This window comes from Variovorax sp. ISS6 (genome assembly GCF_056523145.1).
In genome coordinates this window covers 3,967,483-3,990,137 of the sequence record NZ_JAWRZC010000001.1, presented here as the reverse complement: position 1 = coordinate 3,990,137, position 22,655 = coordinate 3,967,483, and the positions used below count along the sequence as shown (strand labels likewise).

At 70.6% G+C, this 22,655-nt stretch carries 21 protein-coding genes, 1 tRNA gene and 1 riboswitch; of the genes, 16 read left to right on the top strand and 6 right to left on the bottom strand.

Translation table 11 applies throughout. From position 1 onward, the window contains the following. Positions 1-18 precede the first annotated feature (18 nt). From AC1HIL_RS18560 to AC1HIL_RS18540, 5 genes are all read left to right on the top strand, one after another. Entirely contained in the window at positions 19-639 is a 621-nt protein-coding gene (locus tag AC1HIL_RS18560; RefSeq protein ID WP_093341456.1) for a phosphoadenosine phosphosulfate reductase domain-containing protein, read from the top strand. A gap of 40 nt (positions 640-679) precedes the next feature. After that, a complete protein-coding gene (cysD, locus tag AC1HIL_RS18555) occupies positions 680-1,621 on the top strand; it encodes a sulfate adenylyltransferase subunit CysD (RefSeq protein ID WP_057596676.1) in 942 nt (313 codons plus the stop codon). Between the two features lie 106 nt (positions 1,622-1,727). Next, positions 1,728-3,056, top strand: coding sequence for a sulfate adenylyltransferase subunit 1 (locus AC1HIL_RS18550; protein WP_479672388.1), 1,329 nt, complete (start codon positions 1,728-1,730; stop codon positions 3,054-3,056). Between the two features lie 42 nt (positions 3,057-3,098). Then, positions 3,099-3,428: a ferredoxin FdxA gene (gene fdxA, locus AC1HIL_RS18545; RefSeq protein WP_057596674.1), complete on the top strand. Its 330-nt coding sequence runs from the start codon at positions 3,099-3,101 to the stop codon at positions 3,426-3,428. Continuing rightward, a complete protein-coding gene (locus AC1HIL_RS18540; protein ID WP_479672387.1) occupies positions 3,386-4,456 on the top strand; it encodes an NAD(P)/FAD-dependent oxidoreductase in 1,071 nt (356 codons plus the stop codon). The genes fdxA and AC1HIL_RS18540 overlap by 43 nt, the downstream gene beginning before the upstream one ends. Before the next feature lie 7 nt (positions 4,457-4,463). Here AC1HIL_RS18540 and AC1HIL_RS18535 read toward each other — a convergent pair whose 3' ends face one another. Beyond that, positions 4,464-5,768 (bottom strand): aspartate aminotransferase family protein, encoded by a 1,305-nt coding sequence (locus AC1HIL_RS18535; RefSeq protein WP_479672386.1) that lies wholly within the window; start codon positions 5,766-5,768, stop codon positions 4,464-4,466. A gap of 121 nt (positions 5,769-5,889) precedes the next feature. On the opposite strand from AC1HIL_RS18535, the gene AC1HIL_RS18530 reads away from it, so the two are divergent. Then, entirely contained in the window at positions 5,890-6,639 is a 750-nt protein-coding gene (locus tag AC1HIL_RS18530) for a TetR/AcrR family transcriptional regulator (protein ID WP_479672385.1), read from the top strand. On the opposite strand, the gene AC1HIL_RS18525 is transcribed toward AC1HIL_RS18530, so the two are convergent. Continuing rightward, positions 6,626-7,570 carry a LysR family transcriptional regulator gene (locus AC1HIL_RS18525; protein ID WP_057596670.1) on the bottom strand — a complete coding sequence of 315 codons (945 nt, stop codon included), beginning with the start codon at positions 7,568-7,570 and terminating at the stop codon, positions 6,626-6,628. The two genes, AC1HIL_RS18530 and AC1HIL_RS18525, sit on opposite strands and share 14 nt — an antisense overlap. 85 nt (positions 7,571-7,655) lie before the next feature. Here AC1HIL_RS18525 and AC1HIL_RS18520 point away from each other — a divergent pair, with 85 nt between their 5' ends. Genes AC1HIL_RS18520 through AC1HIL_RS18510 form a run of 3 tightly spaced genes read left to right on the top strand, consistent with a single transcriptional unit; the run spans position 7,656 to position 10,851 of the window. After that, positions 7,656-8,657 (top strand): Bug family tripartite tricarboxylate transporter substrate binding protein, encoded by a 1,002-nt coding sequence (locus tag AC1HIL_RS18520; RefSeq protein WP_261213749.1) that lies wholly within the window; start codon positions 7,656-7,658, stop codon positions 8,655-8,657. Beyond that, positions 8,654-9,880 (top strand): aromatic ring-hydroxylating dioxygenase subunit alpha, encoded by a 1,227-nt coding sequence (locus tag AC1HIL_RS18515; protein ID WP_057596668.1) that lies wholly within the window; start codon positions 8,654-8,656, stop codon positions 9,878-9,880. Before AC1HIL_RS18520 ends, AC1HIL_RS18515 begins: the two co-directional genes overlap by 4 nt. Further along, positions 9,877-10,851 (top strand): PDR/VanB family oxidoreductase, encoded by a 975-nt coding sequence (locus AC1HIL_RS18510; protein ID WP_479672384.1) that lies wholly within the window; start codon positions 9,877-9,879, stop codon positions 10,849-10,851. Before AC1HIL_RS18515 ends, AC1HIL_RS18510 begins: the two co-directional genes overlap by 4 nt. Here the strand turns inward: AC1HIL_RS18510 and AC1HIL_RS18505 are convergent. Then, entirely contained in the window at positions 10,848-12,716 is a 1,869-nt protein-coding gene (locus AC1HIL_RS18505) for an adenylate/guanylate cyclase domain-containing protein (RefSeq protein WP_479672383.1), read from the bottom strand. The two genes, AC1HIL_RS18510 and AC1HIL_RS18505, sit on opposite strands and share 4 nt — an antisense overlap. Positions 12,717-12,881: 165 nt before the next feature. Then, positions 12,882-12,984, top strand: a riboswitch (TPP riboswitch). A gap of 76 nt (positions 12,985-13,060) precedes the next feature. Here AC1HIL_RS18505 and AC1HIL_RS18500 point away from each other — a divergent pair. Further along, on the top strand, positions 13,061-14,401 hold the full coding sequence (locus tag AC1HIL_RS18500) for a purine-cytosine permease family protein (RefSeq protein WP_479672382.1): 1,341 nt from the start codon (positions 13,061-13,063) through the stop codon (positions 14,399-14,401). Here AC1HIL_RS18500 and thiD read toward each other — a convergent pair. Beyond that, complete coding sequence (gene thiD / locus AC1HIL_RS18495) at positions 14,340-15,194, bottom strand: bifunctional hydroxymethylpyrimidine kinase/phosphomethylpyrimidine kinase (protein WP_479672381.1); 855 nt, start codon at positions 15,192-15,194, stop codon at positions 14,340-14,342. The genes AC1HIL_RS18500 and thiD overlap by 62 nt on opposite strands. A gap of 44 nt (positions 15,195-15,238) precedes the next feature. Between thiD and AC1HIL_RS18490 the strand changes: the two genes are divergently transcribed. The 6 genes from AC1HIL_RS18490 (at position 15,239) to AC1HIL_RS18465 (ending at position 20,628) form a co-directional block, all read left to right on the top strand. Next, on the top strand, positions 15,239-16,324 hold the full coding sequence (locus tag AC1HIL_RS18490) for an FAD-dependent oxidoreductase (RefSeq protein ID WP_057596682.1): 1,086 nt from the start codon (positions 15,239-15,241) through the stop codon (positions 16,322-16,324). Between the two features lie 5 nt (positions 16,325-16,329). Further along, positions 16,330-16,527: a sulfur carrier protein ThiS gene (thiS, locus tag AC1HIL_RS18485; protein ID WP_057596681.1), complete on the top strand. Its 198-nt coding sequence runs from the start codon at positions 16,330-16,332 to the stop codon at positions 16,525-16,527. Positions 16,528-16,550: 23 nt separating this feature from the next. Then, positions 16,551-17,366, top strand: coding sequence for a thiazole synthase (locus AC1HIL_RS18480; protein ID WP_479672380.1), 816 nt, complete (start codon positions 16,551-16,553; stop codon positions 17,364-17,366). 8 nt (positions 17,367-17,374) lie between these two features. Further along, positions 17,375-18,331: a thiamine phosphate synthase gene (locus tag AC1HIL_RS18475; protein ID WP_296725837.1), complete on the top strand. Its 957-nt coding sequence runs from the start codon at positions 17,375-17,377 to the stop codon at positions 18,329-18,331. A 59-nt stretch (positions 18,332-18,390) separates the two neighbouring features. Further along, the gene (locus AC1HIL_RS18470; protein ID WP_479672379.1) at positions 18,391-20,484 is read left to right on the top strand and encodes a TonB-dependent siderophore receptor; all 2,094 of its coding nucleotides are present in this window, start codon (positions 18,391-18,393) and stop codon (positions 20,482-20,484) included. A gap of 68 nt (positions 20,485-20,552) precedes the next feature. Further along, positions 20,553-20,628: transfer RNA gene (locus AC1HIL_RS18465), tRNA-Asn, on the top strand. Between the two features lie 499 nt (positions 20,629-21,127). On the opposite strand, the gene AC1HIL_RS18460 is transcribed toward AC1HIL_RS18465, so the two are convergent. Together AC1HIL_RS18460 and AC1HIL_RS18455 are read right to left on the bottom strand one after the other, a co-directional pair. Further along, positions 21,128-21,373 (bottom strand): DUF2274 domain-containing protein, encoded by a 246-nt coding sequence (locus tag AC1HIL_RS18460; protein WP_028240142.1) that lies wholly within the window; start codon positions 21,371-21,373, stop codon positions 21,128-21,130. Beyond that, on the bottom strand, positions 21,370-22,653 hold the full coding sequence (locus AC1HIL_RS18455; RefSeq protein WP_028240143.1) for a TraB/TrbI/VirB10 family type IV secretion system protein: 1,284 nt from the start codon (positions 22,651-22,653) through the stop codon (positions 21,370-21,372). The genes AC1HIL_RS18460 and AC1HIL_RS18455 overlap by 4 nt, the downstream gene beginning before the upstream one ends. Between the last annotated feature and the right edge of the window lie 2 nt (positions 22,654-22,655).

The window sequence follows — 22,655 nt, the reverse complement described above, 5'->3', positions numbered from 1 at the left end:
GCAAAGCTTGATTCATCCATGAGCATCGACCTCGCACGCATCAACACCGAACTCGGCCGCAACGCCGAAGGCCTGGTGGACTGGGCCATCGGCCTGGGCCAGAACGCGATCGTCACCACCAATTTCCGGCCCTTCGAGGCCGTGATCCTGCACATGGTGACGCGCGCCAAGCGCGACGTGCCGGTGATCTGGATGGACAACGGCTACAACACCGAGGCCACCTACCGCTTCGCCGACGAGGTGACGAAGCAGCTGGGCCTGGACCTGCACATCTACCTGCCGCGCCGCTCGCGCGCGCACCGCGAGGCGGTCGACGGCCCGACGCCGGCGCTCGACGATCCGCGCCACGCCGCCTTCACCGAGGAAGTGAAGCTCGAGCCCTTCGCACGCGCCCTGCGCGAGACGGCGCCCAAGGTCTGGTTCACCGCGCTGCGCGCCACCGACACGGCCGTGCGCGCGCAGATGGAGCCGGTCAGCATCAACCCCGACGGGCTGATCAAGGTCGCGCCGCTCTTGCACTGGTCGTCCAAGGACCTCTACACCTACTGCGAGGCGCACGGCCTGCCGAACAACTTCGACTACGTGGACCCGACCAAGGGCGAGGACAACCGCGAATGCGGCCTGCACCTCTCGCATTGAACGCACGCTCCACGACACTGAACCTCCAGCGCCCCACCCGATGAACGCCCGTACCGAATCCGAACTGCTGCTGCCGCCGGCGCACCTGTCCAACACGCACCTCGATGCGCTGGAAGAAGAAACCATCTTCATCCTGCGCGAAGTGGCCGCGGCCTTCGAGCGCCCTGCGCTGCTGTTCTCGGGCGGCAAGGATTCGCTGGTGCTGCTGAAGTGCGCCGAGAAGGCTTTCGGCGTCGGCCGCCTGCCCTATCCGCTGCTGATGATCGACACCGGCCACAACTTCCCCGAAGTGACCGACTACCGCGACCGGCGCGCGAAGGAACTCGGCGCCGAGCTGATCGTGCGCAGCGTCGAGGACTCGATGAAGCGCGGCACGGTGCGCCTCGCGCACCCGGGCGAATCGCGCAACGCGCACCAGTCGGTGACGCTGCTCGAGGCGATCGAGGAATTCCGCTTCGACGCGCTGATCGGCGGTGCGCGCCGCGACGAGGAGAAGGCCCGCGCCAAGGAGCGCATCTTCTCGCACCGCGACAGCTTCGGCCAATGGCAACCCAAGGACCAGCGCCCCGAGCTCTGGACCCTGTTCAACACGCGCCTGGCACCGGGCGAGCACTTCCGCGTGTTCCCGATCTCGAACTGGACCGAACTCGACGTCTGGCAGTACATCGAGCGCGAGCACGTCGGCCTGCCCTCGATCTACTACACGCACAAGCGCGAGGTGGTCGAGCGCCGCGGCCTGCTGGTGCCGGTGACCGAACTGACCCCGCCGCGCGACGGCGAAACCGTGCAGGTGCGCGACGTGCGCTTCCGCACCGTGGGCGACATCACGACCACCTGCCCGGTCGAGAGCCTCGCGGCCGACGCGGGCGACGTGGTGCTCGAAACGCTGTCGGTCGACGTCAGCGAACGCGGCGCCACCCGGATGGACGACATGACCTCCGAAGCTTCGATGGAAAAACGCAAGAAAGACGGTTATTTCTGACCCACCCCCGTCCCTCGCTCACTTCGTGTAGCTCGACTCCCCCCTCAAGGGGGCGACACCAGCGGCCCGGCAAAGCCGGTTCCGCGGTGTCTCCCGAAAGAAACCCATGACCGCCACCACGCTTCAACCCGAAATCACAGCCGACACCGGCACCGCGCTGCGCTTCATCACCTGCGGCTCGGTCGACGACGGCAAGAGCACGCTGATCGGCCGCCTGCTGGTCGACAGCAAGACCGTGCTGCAGGACCAGCTCGCTGGCGTGCAGCGCGGCGGCGAGACCGACCTCGCGCTGCTGACCGACGGCCTGTCGGCCGAGCGCGAACAGGGCATCACGATCGACGTGGCCTATCGCTACTTCTCGACCGCCAGGCGCAAGTTCATCATCGGCGACGCGCCGGGCCACGAGCAGTACACGCGCAACATGGTGACGGCCGCCTCGGCCGCCGACGCCGCCGTGGTGCTGGTCGATGCCACCAAGCTGGCCTGGGCCGCCGAGGTGGAGGACGGCACCGTGGTCAAGCGCGAGCTGCTGCCGCAGACGCGCCGCCACACGCTGCTGACGCACCTGCTGCGCGTGCAGTCGATCGTGTTCGCGGTCAACAAGCTCGACGCCATTGCCGATGCCGGCCTGGCCTTCGAACGCATCTCGGCCGCGCTCAACGCCTTCGCCGAAGCCGCGGGCGTGCAGGTGGCCGCGATCGTGCCGATCTCGGCGCTCAAGGGCTGGAACGTGGCCACGCGCCATGCCGACTGGGTCGGCTACGAGGGCCCGAGCCTGCTCGAGCTGCTCGAACAGCTGCCGGTGACGGCGCAGGACGAATCGGTGCCCTTCGCCTTCCCGGTGCAGTGGGTCGAGAAGTTCTCGTCCTCGGCCGATACCTCGCAGGGCCGCCGCGTGTTCTGGGGCCGCGTGGCCTCGGGCCATGTCGAGCCGGGCCAGCGCGTGACCGTGCTGCCGAGCAACCAGACCGCCACCGTGGCCCAGGTGCTGAGCCACGCGCGCCAGCCGAAGACCGTGCATGCGGGCCACAGCGCCGGCATCGTGCTCGACCGCGAGGTCGACGTGTCGCGCGGCGACTGGCTGCTGGCGCCCGAGGCCTTCGAGCCGGTGCGCGAGATCACCGCCACCGTGGCCTGGCTCGACGACGAGCCGCTGGTCGCGGGCCGCGTCTACTGGGCGCTGCAGGGGCATCGCTGGGTCAAGGCCAAGGTCGCGCGCATCGTCGACCGGGTCAACATCACGACGCTCGAATCCGAGCCCGCGACCCAGCTCGAGGCCAATGCCATCGGCGACGTGGTGCTCGCGCTGCAGCAGCCGCTGGCGGTGCTGCCGTTCACGCGCTCGCGCGCGCTGGGCTCGCTGGTGCTGGTCGATACGGCCTCGCATCGCACTTCCGCGGCCGTCCTCGTGCAGCCGAATGCCGCAAAGGCCTAAAATCAAGGGTTTTTCCCGACCACAGAACGCATACAACGCCAAATGACCCACGTCGTCTCCGAAGCCTGCATCCGTTGCAAATACACCGACTGCGTGGACGTTTGCCCCGTCGACTGCTTCCGCGAAGGTCCCAACATGCTGGTGATCGACCCGGACGAATGCATCGACTGCGCGGTCTGCATCCCCGAGTGCCCGGCCAACGCCATCTTCGCCGAGGAAGACCTGCCGGCCGACCAGATCGCCTTCATCAAGCTCAATGCCGAGCTGGCCCAGGCCGACGGCTGGAAGAGCATCACCAAGCGCAAGCCCGCGCTGCCCGACGCCGACGAGTGGAAGGACAAGACGGGCAAGATCTCGGAGCTGGTGCGCTGATCCCCTCCCCCGCCCCGATCGAGACCGACGCCCTGATCATCGGCGCCGGCCCGGTGGGGCTGTTCCAGGCCTTCCAGCTCGGCCTGCTCGAGATCTCCTGCCACATCGTCGATGCGCTGCCCGCCGCGGGCGGCCAGTGCGTGGCGCTGTACGGTCACAAGCCGATCTACGACATTCCCGGCACCCCGGTGACCAGCGGGCGCGAGCTCGCGCAGTCGCTGCTGGCGCAGGTGGCACCGTTCGAGCCGGTCTTCCATTTCGGCGAGCAGGTCGCCACGCTCGAGCGCCAGGCCGACCAGCGGCTGCTGCTGGGCACCTCGGCCGGCCGCCACTTCCTCGCGAAGACGGTGTTCATCGCGGCCGGCGTCGGCGCCTTCGTGCCCAAGCGCATCGCGCTGGACGACATCGGCCGCTTCGAGGGCCGGTCGCTGTTCTATCACCCCGATTCGCTCGATCGCTTCGCGGGCCAGGCCGTGGTGGTCAATGGCGGCGACGACACGGCGCTCGAAACCGCGATCACGCTGACCGCCATCGCCAGGCAGGTCACGCTGGTGCACCGGCGCGACGGCTTCCAGGCCGACGAGGCCACGGTGGCCGCGATGCGCGCGCTGGTGGCCGAGGGCCGGCTGGGTTTCCAGGTCGGCCAGCCCAGCGGCTTCGACGGCCACGTGCTGCGCATCGCCACGCCCGATGCCAGCACGGTCGAGCTGCCGCTCGATGCGCTGGTCGCCTGCCTGGGCATCTCGCCGCGCCTCGGGCCGATCGCCGACTGGGGCTTCGAGCTCGAGCGCAAGCAGGTGCCGGTCGACACCGAGAAGTACCAGACGCGCGAGACCGGCGTGTTCGCGGTCGGCGACATCAACACCTACCCGGGCAAGAAGAAGCTGATCGTCTGCGGCTTCCACGAGGCCACGCTGGCCGCGTGGGGCGCCGCGGCGATCGTGTTCCCCGGCAAGGCGATCCCGCTGCAGTACACGACCACCAGCACCCGGCTGCACGAGCTGCTGGGCGTGGCCGGCAAGGCCTGAGCCGCGCTCAGCCCCGCGCGGGCAACAACGCGCGGTACTCGGCGATGAAGCCGCCGATGGCGGCCACGTAGCGCTCGATGTCGGCGTCGCCCAGCGGCAGCGACAGCACCACGAAGCCGCGCGGCGAGGTGTAGATGCCCGCGTTCAGCAGGTGCAAGAACAGCAGCTGGCGCAGCCGCCCATCGACCGCCGCGAGGTCGGCCACGCGCCGCACCTCGCCCTGCAAAAAATGCGCGTTCATCAGCGAGCCCACGCCCGTGAACTGCAGCGCCACGCCCTCCTTCGCGCCCAGCGCGTTGAGCCGCGCGCGCATCGCCTCGCCGCGCTCGGCCAGCGCGCCGGCCGCCTCGGGCGTGAACAGCCGGGTGAGGCCCGCCTGGCCGGCCGCCATGGTCATCACGTTGTTGTTGAAGGTGCCCGAGTGCGCGAGCGCCCCGGTGCGTGGGTCGAACTGCGCCATCACGTCGGCGCGGCCGCCGAAGGCGCCGAAGGACATGCCGCCGCCGATGTACTTGCCCAGGGTCGTGAGGTCGGCGCGGATGCCCAGCTCGTTGGCGAGCCCGCGCGGGCCCAGGCGCGAGGTCATGACCTCGTCGAAGATCAGCAGCGCGCCGGCCGCCGTGGCCGCCTCGCGCAGTGCCCGCAGGAAATCGGGCTGCCCCGGGATGCAGCCGGCCGCGCCCTGCATCGGCTCGACCAGCACGGCCGCGATCTGCGAGGCCTGCTCGGCGATGCGCGCGCGCGCCGTCTCGGCGTCGTTGTAGGGCAGCACCAGGAAATCGAAGGGCACGGTGGTGGGCAAGGGCTGGTCGCCGAAGCCCAGCACGCCGCCGTGGTAGCCGCCCGAGAACACCACGATGCGGCGCCGCCCCGTGAAGTGCAGCGCGGCCGTGAGCGCCATCAGGTTGGCCTCGGTGCCCGAGTTGGTGAAGCGCAGTCGCTCGACCTGCGAGAAGCGCTCGCGGATGGTCCGCGCCAGCCGGCCCTCGAGCAGGTTGTGGCCCGTGAGGTTGACGCCTCCCTGCATCGCCTCGATCACCGCCTCGCGGATCTCGGGCGCCGAGTGGCCGTAGACGCCGGCCGTGTACTCGGCGATGAAGTCGGCATAGCGGTGGCCGTCGGCGTCCCACAGCGCGGCCCCCTCGCCGCGCGCGATGGTCAGCGGGAACGGCGCGTAGAACAGCACCGAGCGCGTGTTGCCGCCGGGCATGGACTCGGCATTGGCCTCGAACTGGCGCCGGCTGGCGGGGTTGGCCTCGGTGAAACGGCGGTGCGCCTCGGCCAGGGCATGGTCGATGGGGGCAAGGGGCATGGCGGCTCCTGGAAAGGGTTGTGCGGCTGGAATTGACGCTTGGCTCAGCGTTAATTGTTCGATGCTCAATTTTTCGATGTTTATACAATCAATTCACCGACCGAACAATGGCACCCACCCGATGACCACCGCGCGCAAGAAAGCCGCTCCCCCGCCCCGCACCGCCGGCCGACCCGCGGGCGGCGCCGCGCTGACCAAGGGCCGGATCGCCGAGGTCGCGCTGGCGCTGATCGACGAGGCCGGCCTCGGCGCATTCAGCCTGCGCGAGGTGGCGGCACGGCTCGGCGTCTATCCGGCCACGGTGCACTGGCACGTGAGCTCGCGCGAGGCGCTGCTGGCCGAGGTCGCGGCCGCGGTCATGGCCGACGTGGCGCCGCCCGCCGATGCCGCGCCGCCGGGCTGGCAGGCCTGGATCGCCGAACTGTTCCGCCGCTGCCGCGCGGCCGTGCGGCGCCATCCCAACGTCGCGCAGCTGCTGGGTGCGCAGCTGGTGTCCAACGGCAGCCTGCCGACCGCGCTGGTCGAGGGCGTGCTCACGGCGCTGACCGAGGCCGGCTTCGAGGGCGAGCCGCTGCGCGAGGCCTACAACTGCACGATCGCGGCGATGCTGGGCTTCCTCACGATGGAGTTCTCGCCGCTGCCCTCGGACAACACGCAGACCTGGGCCGAGGAGCTGCGCGAGCGCGTCCACACCATCCGCCCGCTCGACCACCCGGTGCTCTCGCGCAACCTGCCGCTCCTGGCCAACCGCGCCTTCATCGTGCGCTGGGACAACGGCAGCACGGTGCCGCTGGACAGCAGCTTCGAGCGCCACGTCCAGATGACCATCGACGGCCTCGAGGCCTTCGCGCGGCGCGTCAGGCCGACGTAGGCACGGGCATCGGCACCGCATCGGCCTCGCGCCCGATGCGCAGCAGCGCGTCCTTGAGCCACAGCACGCCGGCGTCGGAATTCGAGCGCCGGTTCCAGCACACGACCGAGCGGTAGCCCTGCAGCTCGAAGGGCAGCGGATGCACCGCGAGCAGCGCGTCGAAGCGCGCGGCCACGCGCAGCGGCATCACCGCCACGTGGTCGGTCTGCGCCAGCAGGTCGACGATCTGGCCGAAGCTGGTCATGGCCACGCTCATGCTGCGCTGGCGGCCCTGGCGCGCGAGCACCTGGTCGATCAGGTCGTCGAGCGCCGAGCTGCCATAGCCCAGGAACACGTGCGGCGCGGCGCAGAAGTCGTCGAGCGAGGCGGCCTCGCCCATCGTCGGATGGCCGCGGCGCACCGCGACCACGTAGCGGTCCTCGTAGAGCAGCGCCGATTCGCAGTCGCTCGGCGGCTGCAGCCGCGGCAGCACGGCGACATCGAAATCGCCCTTGCGCAGCCGCTCGGTCAGCGTGAGGAAGGAGCTGGTCTCCCAGTACAGCCGCACGCGCGAACCGCAGGCCACGAGCTCGTTGGCCAGCCGCGGCAGCAGCAGGTGGCTCGCGTAGTCGCCGCCCGAGATGCGGAAGATGCGCTGCGAATGCTCGGGCTGGAAGCGGTCGTCGGGCTCGAGCATGGCCGACAGGTCGGCCAGCACGCGCTCGACCTGGCCCGCGAGCGCCGTGGCGCGCGCGGTGGGCTGCACGCCGTGCGCGGTGCGCGTGAACAGCGGGTCGTCGAAGGTCTCGCGCAGCCGGTTGAGCGAGGCGCTCACCGCGGGCTGGCTCAGGAACAGGCGCGTCGCCGCGCGCGACACGCTGCGCTCGCGCATCAGCGCATCGAAGGTCCGCAGCATGCCGACGTCGAGGCTGCGGATATCACGTCGGGCCATATCTCATATCCAAAGCTTCGAATTGCCCGGGGCACGGGCGGTACTTATCGTCGGGTCCACAAGTACAGCACGACCTGGAGACACGATGAATCCGTTGCGACCCCAGCCGACGCGCCGACGCGCGCTCGGCCTTCTCGGCGCCGTCATGGCCGGCGCCGCCGGCCCGGCCTTCGCGCAGGCGAGTCCGCCCAACTTCCCGACCCGCGTGGTGCGCATCATCCCCTTCGGCTCGGGCGGCGGGCCGATGGACTCGATCGCGCGCATCTACGCCGAGAAGCTCAAGGCGCGCTGGAACCAGCCGGTGATCGTCGAGCCCCGGCCCGGCGCCAGCGGCACCATCGCCGCCGACGCGGTCGCCAAGGCGGCGCCCGACGGCTACACGGTGCTGCTGACGCTGCCGCTCACGCACATCAACAACGTGGTGCTGCAGCCGCGCCTGCCCTACGACCCGGTGAAGGACTTCGAGCCGCTGTCGCAGCTCGCGACCGGCGGGCCGATGCTGATCGCGCGCGCCTCGGCGCCGTTCTCGAACGTGCGCGAGTTCGTCGCCTACGCCAAGGCGCACCGCGGCATCAGCTACGGCACCTGGGGCAACGGCTCGAACGCCCACCTGTTCGGCGAGCTGCTCGCGCGCCAGGCCGGCATCGACCTGATCCACGTGCCCTACAAGGCCGAGGCGGCCGCGCACAACGACCTGTTCGGCGAGGCGCTGGGCGTGGCCTGGGCCAACCCGGCCACCGCGCGCGGGCTGGCCCAGGCCGGCCGCATCAAGGTGCTGGGCATCACCGGAAGGCGCCGCGTGCGCTCGATGCCCGAGGTGCCGACCTTCGCCGAGCAGGGCTTCGCGGGCTTCGACCTCGACAGCTGGATCGGCGTCTACGCGCCCGCGAAGACGCCGCAGCCGGTGCTCGACGAATGGGTCGCCGCGCTGCAGGCGGTCACGCGCCAGCCCGACGTGCAGGAGCGGCTGGCCGGCTACGGCTTCGAGCCGCTGGGCAGCACGCCGGCCGAGTTCCGCGCCGGCCAGAAAGCCGATTTCCCCCGTGTCGCGGACCTGATCAAGGCCGCAGGAGTCACCCCCGAATGAGCACCGTCCTTCCCTCCTCCTCTTCCACGGCCGAATGGCAGCCGGTCGCCTTCGACACCGGCACCGCCTACGGCCGCAAGCCGCCGAGCCACAAGGCCGAGCTGACCGAGGTCGGCGCCGGCACGCCGATGGGCGAGCTGCTGCGGCGCTACTGGCATCCCATCGGGCTGGCCGCCGATGCCAGCGACACGCCGCGCCAGGTGCGCGTGCTCGGCGAGGACCTGATCCTGTTCCGCGACAAGACCGGCCGGCCCGGCCTGGTGCACTGGCGCTGCGCCCACCGCGGCGCCTCGCTCTACTACGGCCGCGTGGAGGAAGGCGGCATCCGCTGCTGCTACCACGGCTGGATGTTCGACGTGCAGGGCCACTGCGTCGACCAGCCCTGCGAGCCCGAGAACGGCGCGCGCACGCGCGGACGCGTGCGCCAGCCCTGGTACCCGGTCGAGGAGCGCTACGGCCTGGTCTGGGCCTACCTCGGCCCGGCCGAGAAGAAGCCGGTGCTGCCGCGCTACGACTGCCTGGAGGTGCTCGACGAGGGCGAGACGCTCGAGGCCGACGACAACAGCATCGGCGGCGGCGGGCCGCGGATCATTCCCTGCAACTGGCTGCAGCACTACGAGAACGTGGCCGACCCCTTCCACGTGCCGGTGCTGCACGGCAGCTTCAGCGGCACCCAGTTCGTGGCGCTGATGGGCCAGATGCCCGAGGTGAACTTCGAGAGCACCGAGACCGGCGTGATGATCACCTCGATCCGCCGGCTCGAGGACGGCCGCGTGTTCCGCCGCGTGGCCGGGCCGGTGCTGCCGACCCTGCGCGTGGTGCCGAACCCGCGCGTGGCGGCCTATGGCCGGGTCGAGTCGATCGGCTGGGTGCTGCCGATCGACGACCACAGCTTCCGCATCTACACCGTGGGCCGGGTGAAGCAGCCCGGCGATCTCGCGCGGGTGCGCTCGCGCCTCAACGGCAAGCTGTGGGAGGAGCTCAGCGAGGAGGAGCACCGCCGCTTTCCCGGCGACTACGAAGCACAGGTGAGCCAGGGCGCGATCACCGCGCATTCGGAGGAGCACCTGGCGAGTTCCGACCGCGGCATCGTGATGCTGCGCCGGCTGCTGCAGCGCCAGCTCGACGCGCTGCGCGAGGGCCGCGACCCGGCCGGCGTGAGCTTCGACGCCGACGCGCCGCCGGTGCGCTTCGAGGCCGGCAACTTCCTGCAGGGCGAATGACCGCGGCCGTCGAACGCATCGCGGTGCGCGTCGCGCGCAAGACGATCGAGGCCGAGGGCATCGCGGGCTTCCGGCTCGAGGCGGCCGACGGCGGCGCGCTGCCGCCCTTCGAGGCCGGCGCGCACATCGAGGTGCTGCTGCCCGGCGGCCTGGTGCGGCCCTACTCGCTGTGCAACCCGCCCGCGCAGGCGCCCGGCCACTACGAGATCGGCGTGCTGCGCGAGGCGGCATCGCGCGGCGGCTCGCGCGCGCTGCACGAGGCGGTGGCCGAAGGCACGCTGCTGCAGGTCGGCGCGCCGCGCAATCTGTTCGCGCTCGATGAAGCGGCCGATCACAGCCTGCTGCTGGCCGGCGGCATCGGCATCACGCCGCTGCTCGCGATGGCGCACCGGCTCGCCGCGCTGGGTCGCGATTTCGCGCTGCACTGCTGCAGCCGCAGCGCGGCGCGCGCGGCCTACCGCGAGCGGCTGCGGGCGGCGGCCTTCGCCGACCGGGTGTTCTTCCACGACGACGACGGCCCGCCCGCACAGCGCATCGACCTGGCCGCCACCATCGGCGAACCGGCGCCTGGGCGCCAGCTCTACGTCTGCGGGCCGAACGGATTCATCGAAGCGGTGCGCGCCACGGCCCGCGCGCGCGGCTGGCCCGAGGGGCGCGTGCATTTCGAATGCTTCGCGGGCACGCTGCCGCCCGTCGAAGAGGCCGGCAGCTTCGAGGTGCAGCTGCGCAGCAGCGGCCGCGTGGTGCGCGTGCCGGCCGCGCTCAGCGTGGTGGATGCGCTCGCGGCCGAGGGCATCGAGATCCCGGTGTCCTGCGCCCAGGGCGTATGCGGCACCTGCCTCACGCGCGTGCTCGAGGGCGAGGTCGCGCACCACGACCTGTTTCTCACGCCCGCCGAGCAGGCGGCCAACGACCAGTTCCTGCCCTGCTGCTCGCGCGCGCGCTCGCCGCGGCTGGTGCTCGATCTCTAGGGTGCCTCTTTCTCCTCGAGCAGTTCGTGGAGCACCATGCGCGTCTGCCGGCCGCGCAGCGCCACCTGCTCCTCGATGCGGCGCGTGGGCAGCCGCCCCGCGAGCCCCGCATGGGTGGTGTCGGACATCAGCGTGCGCGTGCCCAGCTCCTTGTTGCTGCCCTCGATGCGGCTTGCCGCGTTGATCACGTCGCCGAGCGCGGTGTAGGAGAGCCGGTCGCTCGAGCCGAGCACGCCGGCGATCACCACCCCGGTGTGCATGCCGATGCGCGTGTGGAAGGGCTGCAGCCCCTCGGCCTGCCAGCGGCGATTGAGCTCGGCCATCTCGGCATGCAGCTCGAGCGCCGCGAGGCAGGCGCGGTACTCCGCATCGGGGAGTTCGAGCGGCGCGCCCCACAGCACCATGATGCCGTCGCCCATGTACTTGTCGACCACGCCGCCATGGCGCGCGAACACGCGCTGCGCGAGGTTGAAGTACTCGGTGAGCTGGCGCACCAGCAGGTCGGCCGGCATCGACTCGGCGATGCTCGTGAAGCCCTCGACGTCGGTGAACATCGCCGTGATGCGGCGCGGCGAGCCGCCGGGCGCCAGCGCATGGCCCTCGGCCACGAGCTGGCGGATCAGGTGCACCGGCACGAACTTGCTGAAGGCCCGCAGGCTGCGCGCGGAGTCGTCGAGCGCCTGGTTCAGGTGCTGGATCTCGAGCACGCGGCTGGGCTGCTGCGGCAGGTCGTCGAGCTCGAGCCGGCCGATGCGGCGCGCGGTCTGCGACAGGTTCTCGATCGGCGCGGTCACCAGCTTCGACAGCCGCAGCGAGATGAAGAGCGCGAAGGCCAGGAAGGCCAGGGTCAGCAGCAGGCCCCAGCGCACCAGGCGCTCGAGGCCGGCGAGCAGCTCGGCCTCGGGCTCCCAGCTGATCAGTTCCCAGCCCGTGGGGCCGATGCGCGAGGACTCGACCCGGTAGCGCTCGCCCGCATGGGTGACCACGAAGCTCTCGTCCTCGACGTTCTCCGAGATGCCGTGCGCCAGCATGTGGGCATGCACCGCGCCGAGCACGCCGCCCTCGGGCAGGCGCAGTTCGCGCACCGGATCGGGATGGTCGCTGCGCGCCAGCACATGGTGGTCGTCGCTCAGCAGCACGCTCTGGCCCGGGCCGCGGCTGCCGAACTGGCGCACCAGCGTCGACAGGTGGCCCAGCGACAGGTGGCCGACCACCACCAGCGACTGCAGGTGCCGCCCTTCCCCGTCGAGCCGCTCGGCCGGCTGGGCGTAGCTCACGCCGAGCTCCTCGCCGTCGTCGAAACGGAACGGCGGCGTCCACACCGGCGCCTTCCGTGCCAGCGCCTCGCGGTACCAGGCGCGCTCGGTGGCGTCGTGGTCGCTGCGGAAGGATTCGATGCGCATGGTCGCGAAGCGCTGGCGCGGGTCGCCGCCCTCGATGTCGACCGAGCGCTTGTATGCCCAGGTCTCGGTGCTGAAGGCCGGATCGCGCACCACCTGGCGGATCGCCGACACCGGGTAGCGCTCGGCCATCAGCAGATGGCCGTCGTCGCTGGCCACGCCGAGGCTGTCGAGCTCGGTCGCTTCCTCGAGCAGGGTCCACAGCATCTCGGCACTGCGCTCGCCGTCCTCGCCCAGCGGATGCAGGCTCGGCGAATCGCCGACGGCATGCACCACCGCCTGGGTCTTGGCGAGGAAGGCCAGCACGTTGTCCTCGACGCGGTCATGGCTCACCTTGTGCGCCGACTCGCCGACGCGCGACACCAGCCGCTGCGCGCCCCAGTAGCCGAGCGCCACCAGCAGCAGCGACTGGACCAGCGCGACGGCGCAGACGATGGTGCCGACGTCGACCCGGAAGCGCCTCATGCGCGTGGCGGCCGAGGCTTTGGCGGCGGGATCCGTGGAGCCCGGGGGCGGCGTTGCTTCTGTCATGCATTCCCTTTCGGCGCGTTCGGATGCGCCTGCATTTGTTGTGGCGCGGATTGTCTTCGGCCGCGCGCATAGCCCCCACGGCCCGGCGGGACTAAAATGGCGCTTCGCTAGGGGTGTTGGGTCGGCTTGCCGACCCGGCTGAGAAAGTCCCTTTGAACCTGATTGAGGTAATCCTCGCGCAGGGAAGCTGGTCCGGCGGCCTGTCACGTTCTCTCGCGTGCCAGCCGCGCCGCTGGAGCCTCGCCCACCTGCCAAACCTTTTGCCCGGAGCAAAACGGATGGCACACGACGACACATCGAATCCTCTCGCCAACGAGGCGCTGACGCCGCTGCCGGCGTCGCAGCGCGTCTTCGGCTGGCACGACCATGCCTCGCTCTGGTTCAGCCTGGGCGTGGGCCTGCTGGTGATGCAGATCGGCGCCTACCTGGTGCCGGCCGTGGGCACGCGCGACGCGGCGATCGCGATCGCGCTGGGTTCCTGCCTCGGCGCCGCGCTGCTGGCCTGGACCGCGCGCCTGGGCTGCGAGAGCGGCCTGGCCAGCGCGGGCCTGATGCATGCCACCTACGGCAGCGCCTTCGCGCGGCTGCCGGTGCTGCTCAACATCGTGCAGCTGGTGGGCTGGACCACCTTCGAGCTGGTGATCATGCGCGAGGGCACGCAGGCCATCGGCCAGTCGGTGGCCGGGCCATGGCTGGGCAGCGCCTGGGGCGGCGTGGCGGCCACGCTGCTGTGGGGCGCGGTGCTGCTGGCGCTGCTCGCGGGCTCGATGGTGAAGCTGGTGCGGCGCTTCGTGAGCCGCTTCGGGCTGCCGCTGGTGGTGCTGTCGCTGCTGTGGCTCAGCTGGCAGTTCGCAACCCAGTTGCATGCCAAGGGCTTCGATGCCTTCTGGTCGCGCCCGGGCGACGGCAGCATGGGCATGTTCGGCGCCCTCGACCTCGTGATCGCGATGCCGGTGTCGTGGCTGCCGCTGGTGGCCGACTATGCGCGGCACGGCAAGCGCAGCGCCGGCGGGCTGGGCAGCGCCTTCAGCGGTACCTGGATCGGCTATGCGCTGGCCAACATCTGGTGCTATGCGCTGGGCGTGATGGTGGTCAGCGTGGCCGAGCCCGGCACCAGCCTGGTCACGGCACTGCTGCTGGCGCAGGGCGGGCTGGTGGCGCTGGGACTGATCCTGATCGACGAGCTCGACAACGCCTATGGCGACGTCTATTCGGGCTCGGTCTCCACCCACAGCCTGCTGCCGCGCTGGAGCGTGAAGCGCTGGGGCCTGCTGCTGGCCGCGCTGTGCATCGCGCTCGCGCTGGTGCTGCCGATGCACACGCTCGAGCCCTTCCTGTTGCTGCTGAGCTCGGTGTTCGTGCCGCTCTACGGCGTGATCCTCGGGCGGCTGGGCGGCGGCCGCGCGGTGGCGCCGGCCGGCGCCCGCCCCAAGGTCGACCTGGCGGCGGCGCTGATCTGGATCGCGGGCATCGCGGCCTACCACGCGCTCGCGAAATGGGCGCCACAGTTCGGCTCGGCGCTGCCGACGCTGGCGCTGACCTTCGCGCTGGCCTGGCTCAGCCGGCCGAAGCCCGCAGCGGCAGGCGCTGCGTCGGCACTGGCGCAAAGCCGTGGTTGAGCGGGCCATGACCGGCGCCGACCCGAACGTCGACTGCGGCCGCCATCGCGCCGAGGATGTAGGCGCGCGCGCGCTCCACCGCCTCGGGCAGCGCCGCGCCCAGTGCCAGGTGCGCGGCGATGGCCGACGACAGCGTGCAGCCGGTGCCGTGCAGGTTGCGGCTCTCGATGCGGCGCGAGGCCAGGCGCGTGCGCTCGCCACTGGATTGCAGCAGCACGTCGACCACCTCGCTGCCTGGCAGGTGGCCGCCCTTGAGCAACACGGCGCGCGCGCCGAGCCCCAGCAGCTCGTCGGCCGCGCCGTCGAGCGCGCCGATGCCGTCGATCGCATGGCCGATCAGCAGGGCCGCCTCGTCGAGGTTGGGCGTGATCACCGCGGCGCGCGGGAACAGTTCGCGCACCAGCACCTGCACCGTCTCGGCCGCGATCAGGCGGTCGCCGCTGGTGGCGACCATCACGGGGTCGAGCACCACGTTCGGCAGGCGGTAGTGGTCGATGGCCCAGGCCACGACCTCGACCACCTCGGGCGCATGCAGCATGCCGAGCTTGACCGCGTCGACGCCGATGTCCTCGACCACGGCCTGGATCTGTGCCTTGAGGAAGGCCGGCGGCACGCCGTGGATGCCCGTGACGCCGAGCGTGTTCTGCGCGGTGAGCGCGGTGATGGCCGTCATGCCGTAGCAGCCGAGGGCCGCGAAGGTCTTGAGATCGGCCTGGATGCCGGCACCGCCGCCGCTGTCGGAGCCTGCGATCGAGAGCACGCGCGCATAGCGCTGGGTGGGTCCTTGGGTCATGCCGAAAATTATCGACGCGATTCGAAGGTGCAAGGAGCATGGCGATGAAGCTGCCCTTCCGATCGGTGGCGATCCTCGGCGCGGGCCTCATGGGCCGGCTGATGGCCGTGACGCTCGCGCGGGCCGGCTGCCGCGTCGACCTCCACGAGGCCGGCAGTGCCGAGGCCGAAGGCGCGGCGGCGCGCGTGGCCGCGGCCATGCTCGCGCCGCTGGCCGAGTCGGCGGTGGCGCCGGTGCCGCTGGTGCGCATGGGCCACCACGCACTGTCGCGCTGGCCCGAGCTGCTCGCGCCGCTGGCGCGGCCGGTGTTCTTCCAGCGCGAAGGCACGCTGGTGCTGTGGCACCGGCAGGATGCGAACGAGGCCGCGCGGCTCGCGCGCGTGCTGGCCCACACCGGCACGCAGGTGCCCGAGCTGGCGCCGATGCGCACGCTCGATGGCGCGGGCATCGAGGCGCTCGAGCCCTCGCTGGGCCGGCGTTTCGCCAGCGGCCTGTTCCTGCCGGGCGAAGGCCAGCTCGACAACCGCGCGCTGCTGGCCGCGCTGCTCGCGACGCTGCAGGCCGACGACAAGGTCACGCTGCACTGGCAATCGCCGCGCGCGCCCGAGGACTTCGCGCCCGGTTCGCCGGGCCAGCCCGACTGGCTGATCGACTGCCGCGGCCTCGGCGCCCGGCCGCAGTGGAACGCGCTGCGCGGCGTGCGCGGCGAGGTGATCCGCGTGCATGCGCCCGACGTGACGCTGGCGCGGCCCACGCGGCTCGTGCATCCGCGCTATCCGCTCTACATCGCGCCCAAGCCCGAAGGCCTGTTCGTGATCGGCGCGACCGAGATCGAATCGGACGACATGTCGCCCGCGAGCGTGCGCTCCACGCTCGAGCTGCTCAGTGCCGCCTACGCAGTGCACAGCGGCTTCGCCGAGGCGCGCATCGTCGAGATCGCGACGCAGTGCCGCCCCACCCTGCCCGACAACCTGCCCGCGCTGCGTCAGCCGCGGCCGCGCGTGCTGCAGATCAACGGCCTGTACCGCCACGGTTTCATGATCGCGCCCGCGCTGCTCGACGCCGCGATGGAGTGGCTCGCGCAGGGCCGCTCGCCGCTCGCGCAAGGCTTCGGCCTGGAGACCCCATGACGACGATGAACATCCTGATCAACGACAAGCCCTTCGCGCTGCCCGAGCACGCCACGCTGACCGACGCACTCGCCGCGCTGAATGCCACGCCGCCCTTCGCGGTGGCCGTGAACCGCGAGTTCGTGCCGCGCTCGGCCTATGCCGCGCGCGCGCTGCGGCCCGACGACCGCGTCGAGGTGATCCGCCCGGTGACGGGCGGCTGAACGCATTGATGGAGACAAGACCGATGACCACGACCCCGAACGATCCGCTGGTGCTCTACGGCGAGACCTTCCACAGCCGCCTGCTGCTGGGCACCGCGCGCTACCCCTCGCCCGACCTGCTCGAGGCCGCCGTGAAGCGCGCGAAGCCCGCGATGCTCACGGCCTCGCTGCGGCGCCAGACCGCCAACCAGGGCTCGGGCAACAGCGATCTCGGCAACGGCTTCTGGGAACTGCTGCGCCGGCTCGAGGTGCCGGTGCTGCCCAACACCGCGGGCTGCCACAGCGTGCAGGAAGTGGTCGCCACCGCGCAGATGGCGCGCGAGCTGTTCGACACGCCGTGGATCAAGCTCGAGCTGATCGGCGACGACTACACGCTGCAGCCCGACACGCTGAACCTGGTCGATGCCGCCTCGCAGCTGATCCGCGACGGCTTCAAGGTGCTGCCCTACTGCACCGAGGACCTGGTGCTGTGCCAGCGGCTGGTCGACATCGGCTGCCAGGCCGTGATGCCGTGGGCCGCGCCGATCGGCACCGGCCGCGGGCCGGTCAATCCCTATGCGCTGCAGGTGCTGCGCGACCGGCTCGAGGTGCCGATGCTGGTCGACGCCGGACTGGGCCTGCCCTCGCATGCCTGCCAGGTGATGGAGTGGGGCTTCGATGGCGTGCTGCTGAACACCGCCGTCGCGCTCGCGCAGGACCCGGTCGCGATGGCCGGCGCCTTCGCCGATGCGGTGCAAGCGGGCCGGGCCGCGCGCCGCGCCGGCGCCATGGCCGCGCAGGATGCGGCGCAGGCGAGCACGCCGGTGCTGGGCACGCCGTTCTGGCATCACGCGGGATGAGCGGCAGCATGAACCACGAACAACGACCGGACCGCGCGCGCGTCGCGCAGGAGATCGTCGCGGCGCATGGCCTGCGCTTCGGTGCCGCCACCTCGGCCCCCGCGACCGCGATCGCCTACAGCGCCGACGACGCCATCTACCGCGGCGCGCGACAGGCCTGCGGCGCGCTCGGCTTCATCGACATCGACGCCGAATGCATCGCACGCGCGTGGCGCGCGCAGAGCGAGCGCCTCGGCGGCTTCGATGCGCAGCGCTGGCCCGACGCGCCCGCCGATTTCGGCCTGCGCGAATTTCCGCCGGCGGCGCGCGACAACGCCTTCGCGCCCTGCCCCGAGCAGCTCGGCCTCTATGCCGTGCTGCCCGATGCGGCCTGGGTCGGCCGCATGGCGCGCGCGGGCGTGCCGACGGTGCAGCTGCGCTTCAAGTCGGACGACGCGACGGCCGTCGCGCGCGAAGTGCGCGCGGCCGTCGAGGCCGTGCAGGGCACCGGCGCGCTGCTGTTCATCAACGACCACTGGCGCGTGGCGATCGAGGCACGCGCCTACGGCGTGCACCTGGGCCAGGAAGACCTCGATGCGCTCGCGCCCGAGGAGCTGCAACGGATCCGCGCCGCCGGCCTGCGCCTGGGCGTCAGCACGCACGGCTATGCCGAGATGGTGCGCGCCGACGCGGTCGGCCCCAGCTACATCGCGATGGGGGCGGTCTACCCGACCACGCTCAAGAGGATGGCGACCGCGCCGCAGGGCGTGGCGCGTCTCGCGGCCTACGCGCGCTTGCTGCGCGGCTATCCGCAGGTGGGCATCGGCGGCATCGACGCGCTGCGCCTGCCCGAGGTGCTCGACACCGGCGTCGGCTCCGTCGCCGTGGTACGCGCGCTGGTCGCCGCCGAGGACCCCGAGGGCACGGCCGCGCAATGGATGGCAGCGATCGACGCCCACCGCACCGCATCGGCTGCGAAGCCCTGAACACCGACCGAATGACGCATCCTTCTCTTCTTCTTTCCCGCACCCCCATCGCCTGCGCAATGGCCGCCCTGCTCGCTGCTCACGGGGCCTTCGCCCAGGCACAGGACACCACCGCGCTGCCGGCCGTGACCGTGAACCCCGCCACGCTCGCGCCACCGGCCGAGATCAGCGGCTTCGGCGACGTGCCGCTGCGCGAGCTGCCGCTGTCGGCCACCGTGATCGACAGCAACCAGCTGCGCGCGAGCGGTGCGCGCCGCCTCGCGGACCTCACGCAGTTCGATGCATCGGTGACCGATGCCTACAACTCGGCCGGCTACTGGGACTACCTCACGGTGCGCGGCTTCGTGCTCGACAACCGCTTCAACTACCGGCGCGAGGGCCTGCCGATCAGCGCCGAGACCTCGATCCCGCTCGACAACAAGGAGCGCGTCGAGATCCTGCGCGGCACCAGCGGCATCCAGGCCGGCACCAGTGCGCCGGGCGGGCTCGTCAACTACGTGGTCAAGCGGCCGACCGAGCACGACCTGCGCGCGGTGCGCATCGAGACCACCAGCCGCGGCAGCCTGCTCGGCGCTGTCGACCTCGGCGGGCGCTTCGGCGCGCAGCGCGAGTTCGGCTACCGGATCAACGTCGCGGCCGAGAACCTCAAGCCGCTGGTGCACGACCTCGACGGCAACCGCAACCTGTTCTCGCTCGCGGCCGACTGGCGCATCACGCGCGACTCGGTGCTCGAGTTCGAGATCGAGAAGAGCCGCAAGACGCAGCCGAGCCAGAACGGCTACAGCCTGCTGGGTGCCCGGTTGCCGGCGCCGGTCGATCCGCGCATCAACCTCAACAACCAGCCCTGGTCGCAGCCTTCGAAATTCGATGCGCTGACCGGTACCTTGCGCTTCAGCCAGGCCATCAACGCCGACTGGCGCTGGAGCGCGCAGCTCGGCCGGCAACGGCTGCGCACCGACGACCGCCTGGCCTATGCCTTCGGCTGCAACGCCGAGGAGAGCTACGACCGTTACTGCAGCGACGGCACCTTCGACGTCTACGATTTCCGCAGCGAGAACGAGCGCCGCACGCAGACCGCGGGCAGCCTCAACCTCAAGGGCAACGTGATGACGGGCAGCGTGCGGCACGAGCTCGGCATCGGCCTGCTGCAAAGCCGCGTGCGCAACCGCTTCCAGAACCAGGCCTACAACTACGCGGGCACCGGCAACATCTGGGCGACCTCCTTCGTGCCGCCGGCGCCCGACGCCACCACGCCGCAGACCAACCGCGACGAGCGCTCGACCGAGCTCACCCTGCAGGACGCGATCCGCTGGAACGAGCGCTTCACCACCTGGGTCGGCGTGCGCCACACGCGGCTCGACCGCAGCAGCATCGGCAACGACGGCTCGAACCCGACCGGCTACAAGCAAAACGTAACCACGCCGTGGGTGGCCGTGAGCTACGTGCTGCGGCCCGAGCTGCTGGCCTATGCGAGCTGGGGCAAGGGCGTGGAGTCGCAGGTGGTGCCGAACCGCCCCGACCTCTACGGCAATGCGGGGCAGGCGCTCGCGGCGCTCGCGTCGCGCCAATGGGAGCTGGGCCTCAAGGGCGGCAACGAGGCCTTCAACTGGCAGCTCGCGTGGTTCGACATCTCGCGGCCGCTGACCAACCTCGATGCCTGCGGCGAATCGTGCACGGTGCGCAACGACGGCCGCGCCGTGCATCGCGGACTCGAGGCCGGTGCGCAATGGAACCAGGGACCGTGGCGCCTCGGCGGCAGCGTGTCGGTCATCGACGCGAAGCGCCGCGGCAGCACGGCCGATCCCGCGCTCAACGGACAGTCGCCGACCAACGTGCCCAAGCAGGTGCTGCGCGCGCAGGTCGCCTACCGCGTGCCCGCGGTGGCGGGCCTCGAGATCGCGGGACAGCTGTCGTACGAAGGCCGGCGCAACGTGCTGCCCGATGGTTCGATCCGACTGCCGTCGTGGACGCGCCTCGATGCGGTGCTGCGCTACGACACCAGGCTCAACGGCGTGAACACCAGTTGGTCGCTGGCCGTCGACAACGTCTTCGATCGCCGCTACTGGAAGGAATCGCCCTACCAGTTCAGCCACGTCTACCTGTTCCCGGGCGCGCCGCGCACGCTGCGACTGGGCGTGAGCATCGCGCTCTGAACTTTTTTAGCGAAAAGTTGCGTCGGTTTGCCAGACCCTCAAAAACGACGCTATAATCTGAGGCTTGTTCCTCGATAGCTCAGTCGGTAGAGCGCCGGACTGTTAATCCGTAGGTCCCTGGTTCGAGCCCAGGTCGAGGAGCCAAAAACAAGCCGCAAGGCTACTGGATGCCCCGCTACTCACAAGGTAGCGGGGCATTTTCCTTTGTGCTCGCGCATCGACCTGCAAACGCGTGCCGAAGAACGAATGCGGCAACACGATCGATGGCCGATCGCACGCATCGCATCCGCTCTTTCTTCATCGCCCGCATGCAGCGCGAAGACGACGCGATCGACGAATCGCGCGGACAAAAAAGTGCCGGTGTCAAGTCTTTCGTGTAAATCACGAAGGGCTTGAAACCGTATGTGGGGCAGTAGGTTAGCTCTTTTCGGGGCCGCTTTGCAGCACTGCGGCTTCGTGGGCTAGGAGCCACATAAGAGCGTCGGGAGGGGAAGCCGCATCGCACTGTGTCGTGCTTGATTGCCGAGGAACGGCGGGCCTGCCGCATCATCATAGCCCAAGAGGCTTGGCGGCATCCAGAACGAAGAACGCGCAGCCTTGGGGCTGCGCGTTCGATGGATGCGGCGGGCGATGTACGACACCATCATGCCGGCTTCGATGGCGCGCTCCGCGTGGCCGTGCCCTTCCTGAATCCCCTGTCTCCCGCCATGAAGGCTTCCAGCATGTGCGGGATCAGCGTCATGGCATCTACCGCCTCGCCATACGCCTGCGCGTGCAGCGCGGCGTAGCGATCGAGGTCGGCTTTCAGGCTGGCCGGACAGGCGAAGGTCAGCTTGACGCTTTCGGTCTTGGGCAGCGGCCCGAGCCGCAGCTTCTTGGTCGTGCTCATTGCGAAGCCCCCCGGTTGAAGAACAGCGGCTGGTACGGCCGCAGCACAAGATCCCGGTTGACGATGATCCGCACCGGCAGGCCGGGCCGGCTGGTCAGCGTGGGTTGGATGTTCATGTTGCGCCGGGTCATCTCCTGGCCGACCTGATTGATGCTGTCCTGTGCGCTGTCGCGTCCGGCGATGACGATGCGGTTGCCGTCCTGGCGGTTCTCCGGCGCGGCCAGCTCGGCGCCAACGCCCAGCAGCGTCGTCAGCACAGCACCGGCGACGATGCGATCCCAATGCCAGTCCACGTCGTCTTCCAGGCCGGCGTAGCCGGCCGGGTCGGTGCCCACGAGGTTGTCGAGCGTCAGCGAGGACGTATCGGGCAGGATGATCCGGTTCCACACCACCTGCACGCGGCTCTGCCCGTAGCTGACCTGGCTGTTGTAGCGCCCGAGGATGCGCGATCCCTGCGGGATCAGCAGGAACTTGCCCGTGGCCGTGTCATAGACCGGCTCTGTCACCGTGGCGATCACGTCGCCCGGCAAGTCCGACTTGATACCTGTCACCAGCGCGCCGGCGATCACCGTGCTCGCCATCACCTGATAAGGCGATGCCGGCAGCGCCAGGTTGCCGGAATTGCGGGTTTCCGTAGAGCCGCCTTTCAGGAATGCCTCTTTCTGGTCTTGCCGGTTCTGCACGGCGGTCGGATCGGCTGGCTGTGCAGCCACAGAGGCCGGCCCGGCAGCGAGTGGGTCGAAGGCCGCGAGCGCGCTGGCAGCGCCAGGCACCCCCGGCGCCGCCTGCGCCACCGTGGCGGCGGCCTGGCCTTGGCCGCCCGAGCGGAAGAACACCGACGAAGCCGCCGCCGCATCAGCTTCCTTGCGCAAGGCATCCTCGGGATCGTGACCCGGAGGCGTATAGGCCGGTGTCACCGGCTGCTGCGAGTTCACGATGGCCGGGCCAAGATCGCCCGGTAGTGGCGGCCCCAGTTCGGGTGCGGCGGGCGGCAAGGCCGGCAGCTTCGAGTAATCGGTTGGCAGCGCGTCCAGCCCTTCGGACTTCGACACGCGATCGACGTTGTAAAGCTCGGCCTGCTCGCTGGCTCCGCGCCGCTGCGGCTGCAATGACCAGATCGTGGCCCCGAACACGGCGACCGACAGGCCGCCGGCAAGGATGGCCAGCGTGCGCCGATTCAGGCGCGTGACCGGGCGCGGCTGGGCGCGCAGCGCCACCGCCTCGGGCGCTACCTTGCCCGCCTGCGGCGTGGCAAGGTCAGGGGCGTCGTCTTGGCTCATGG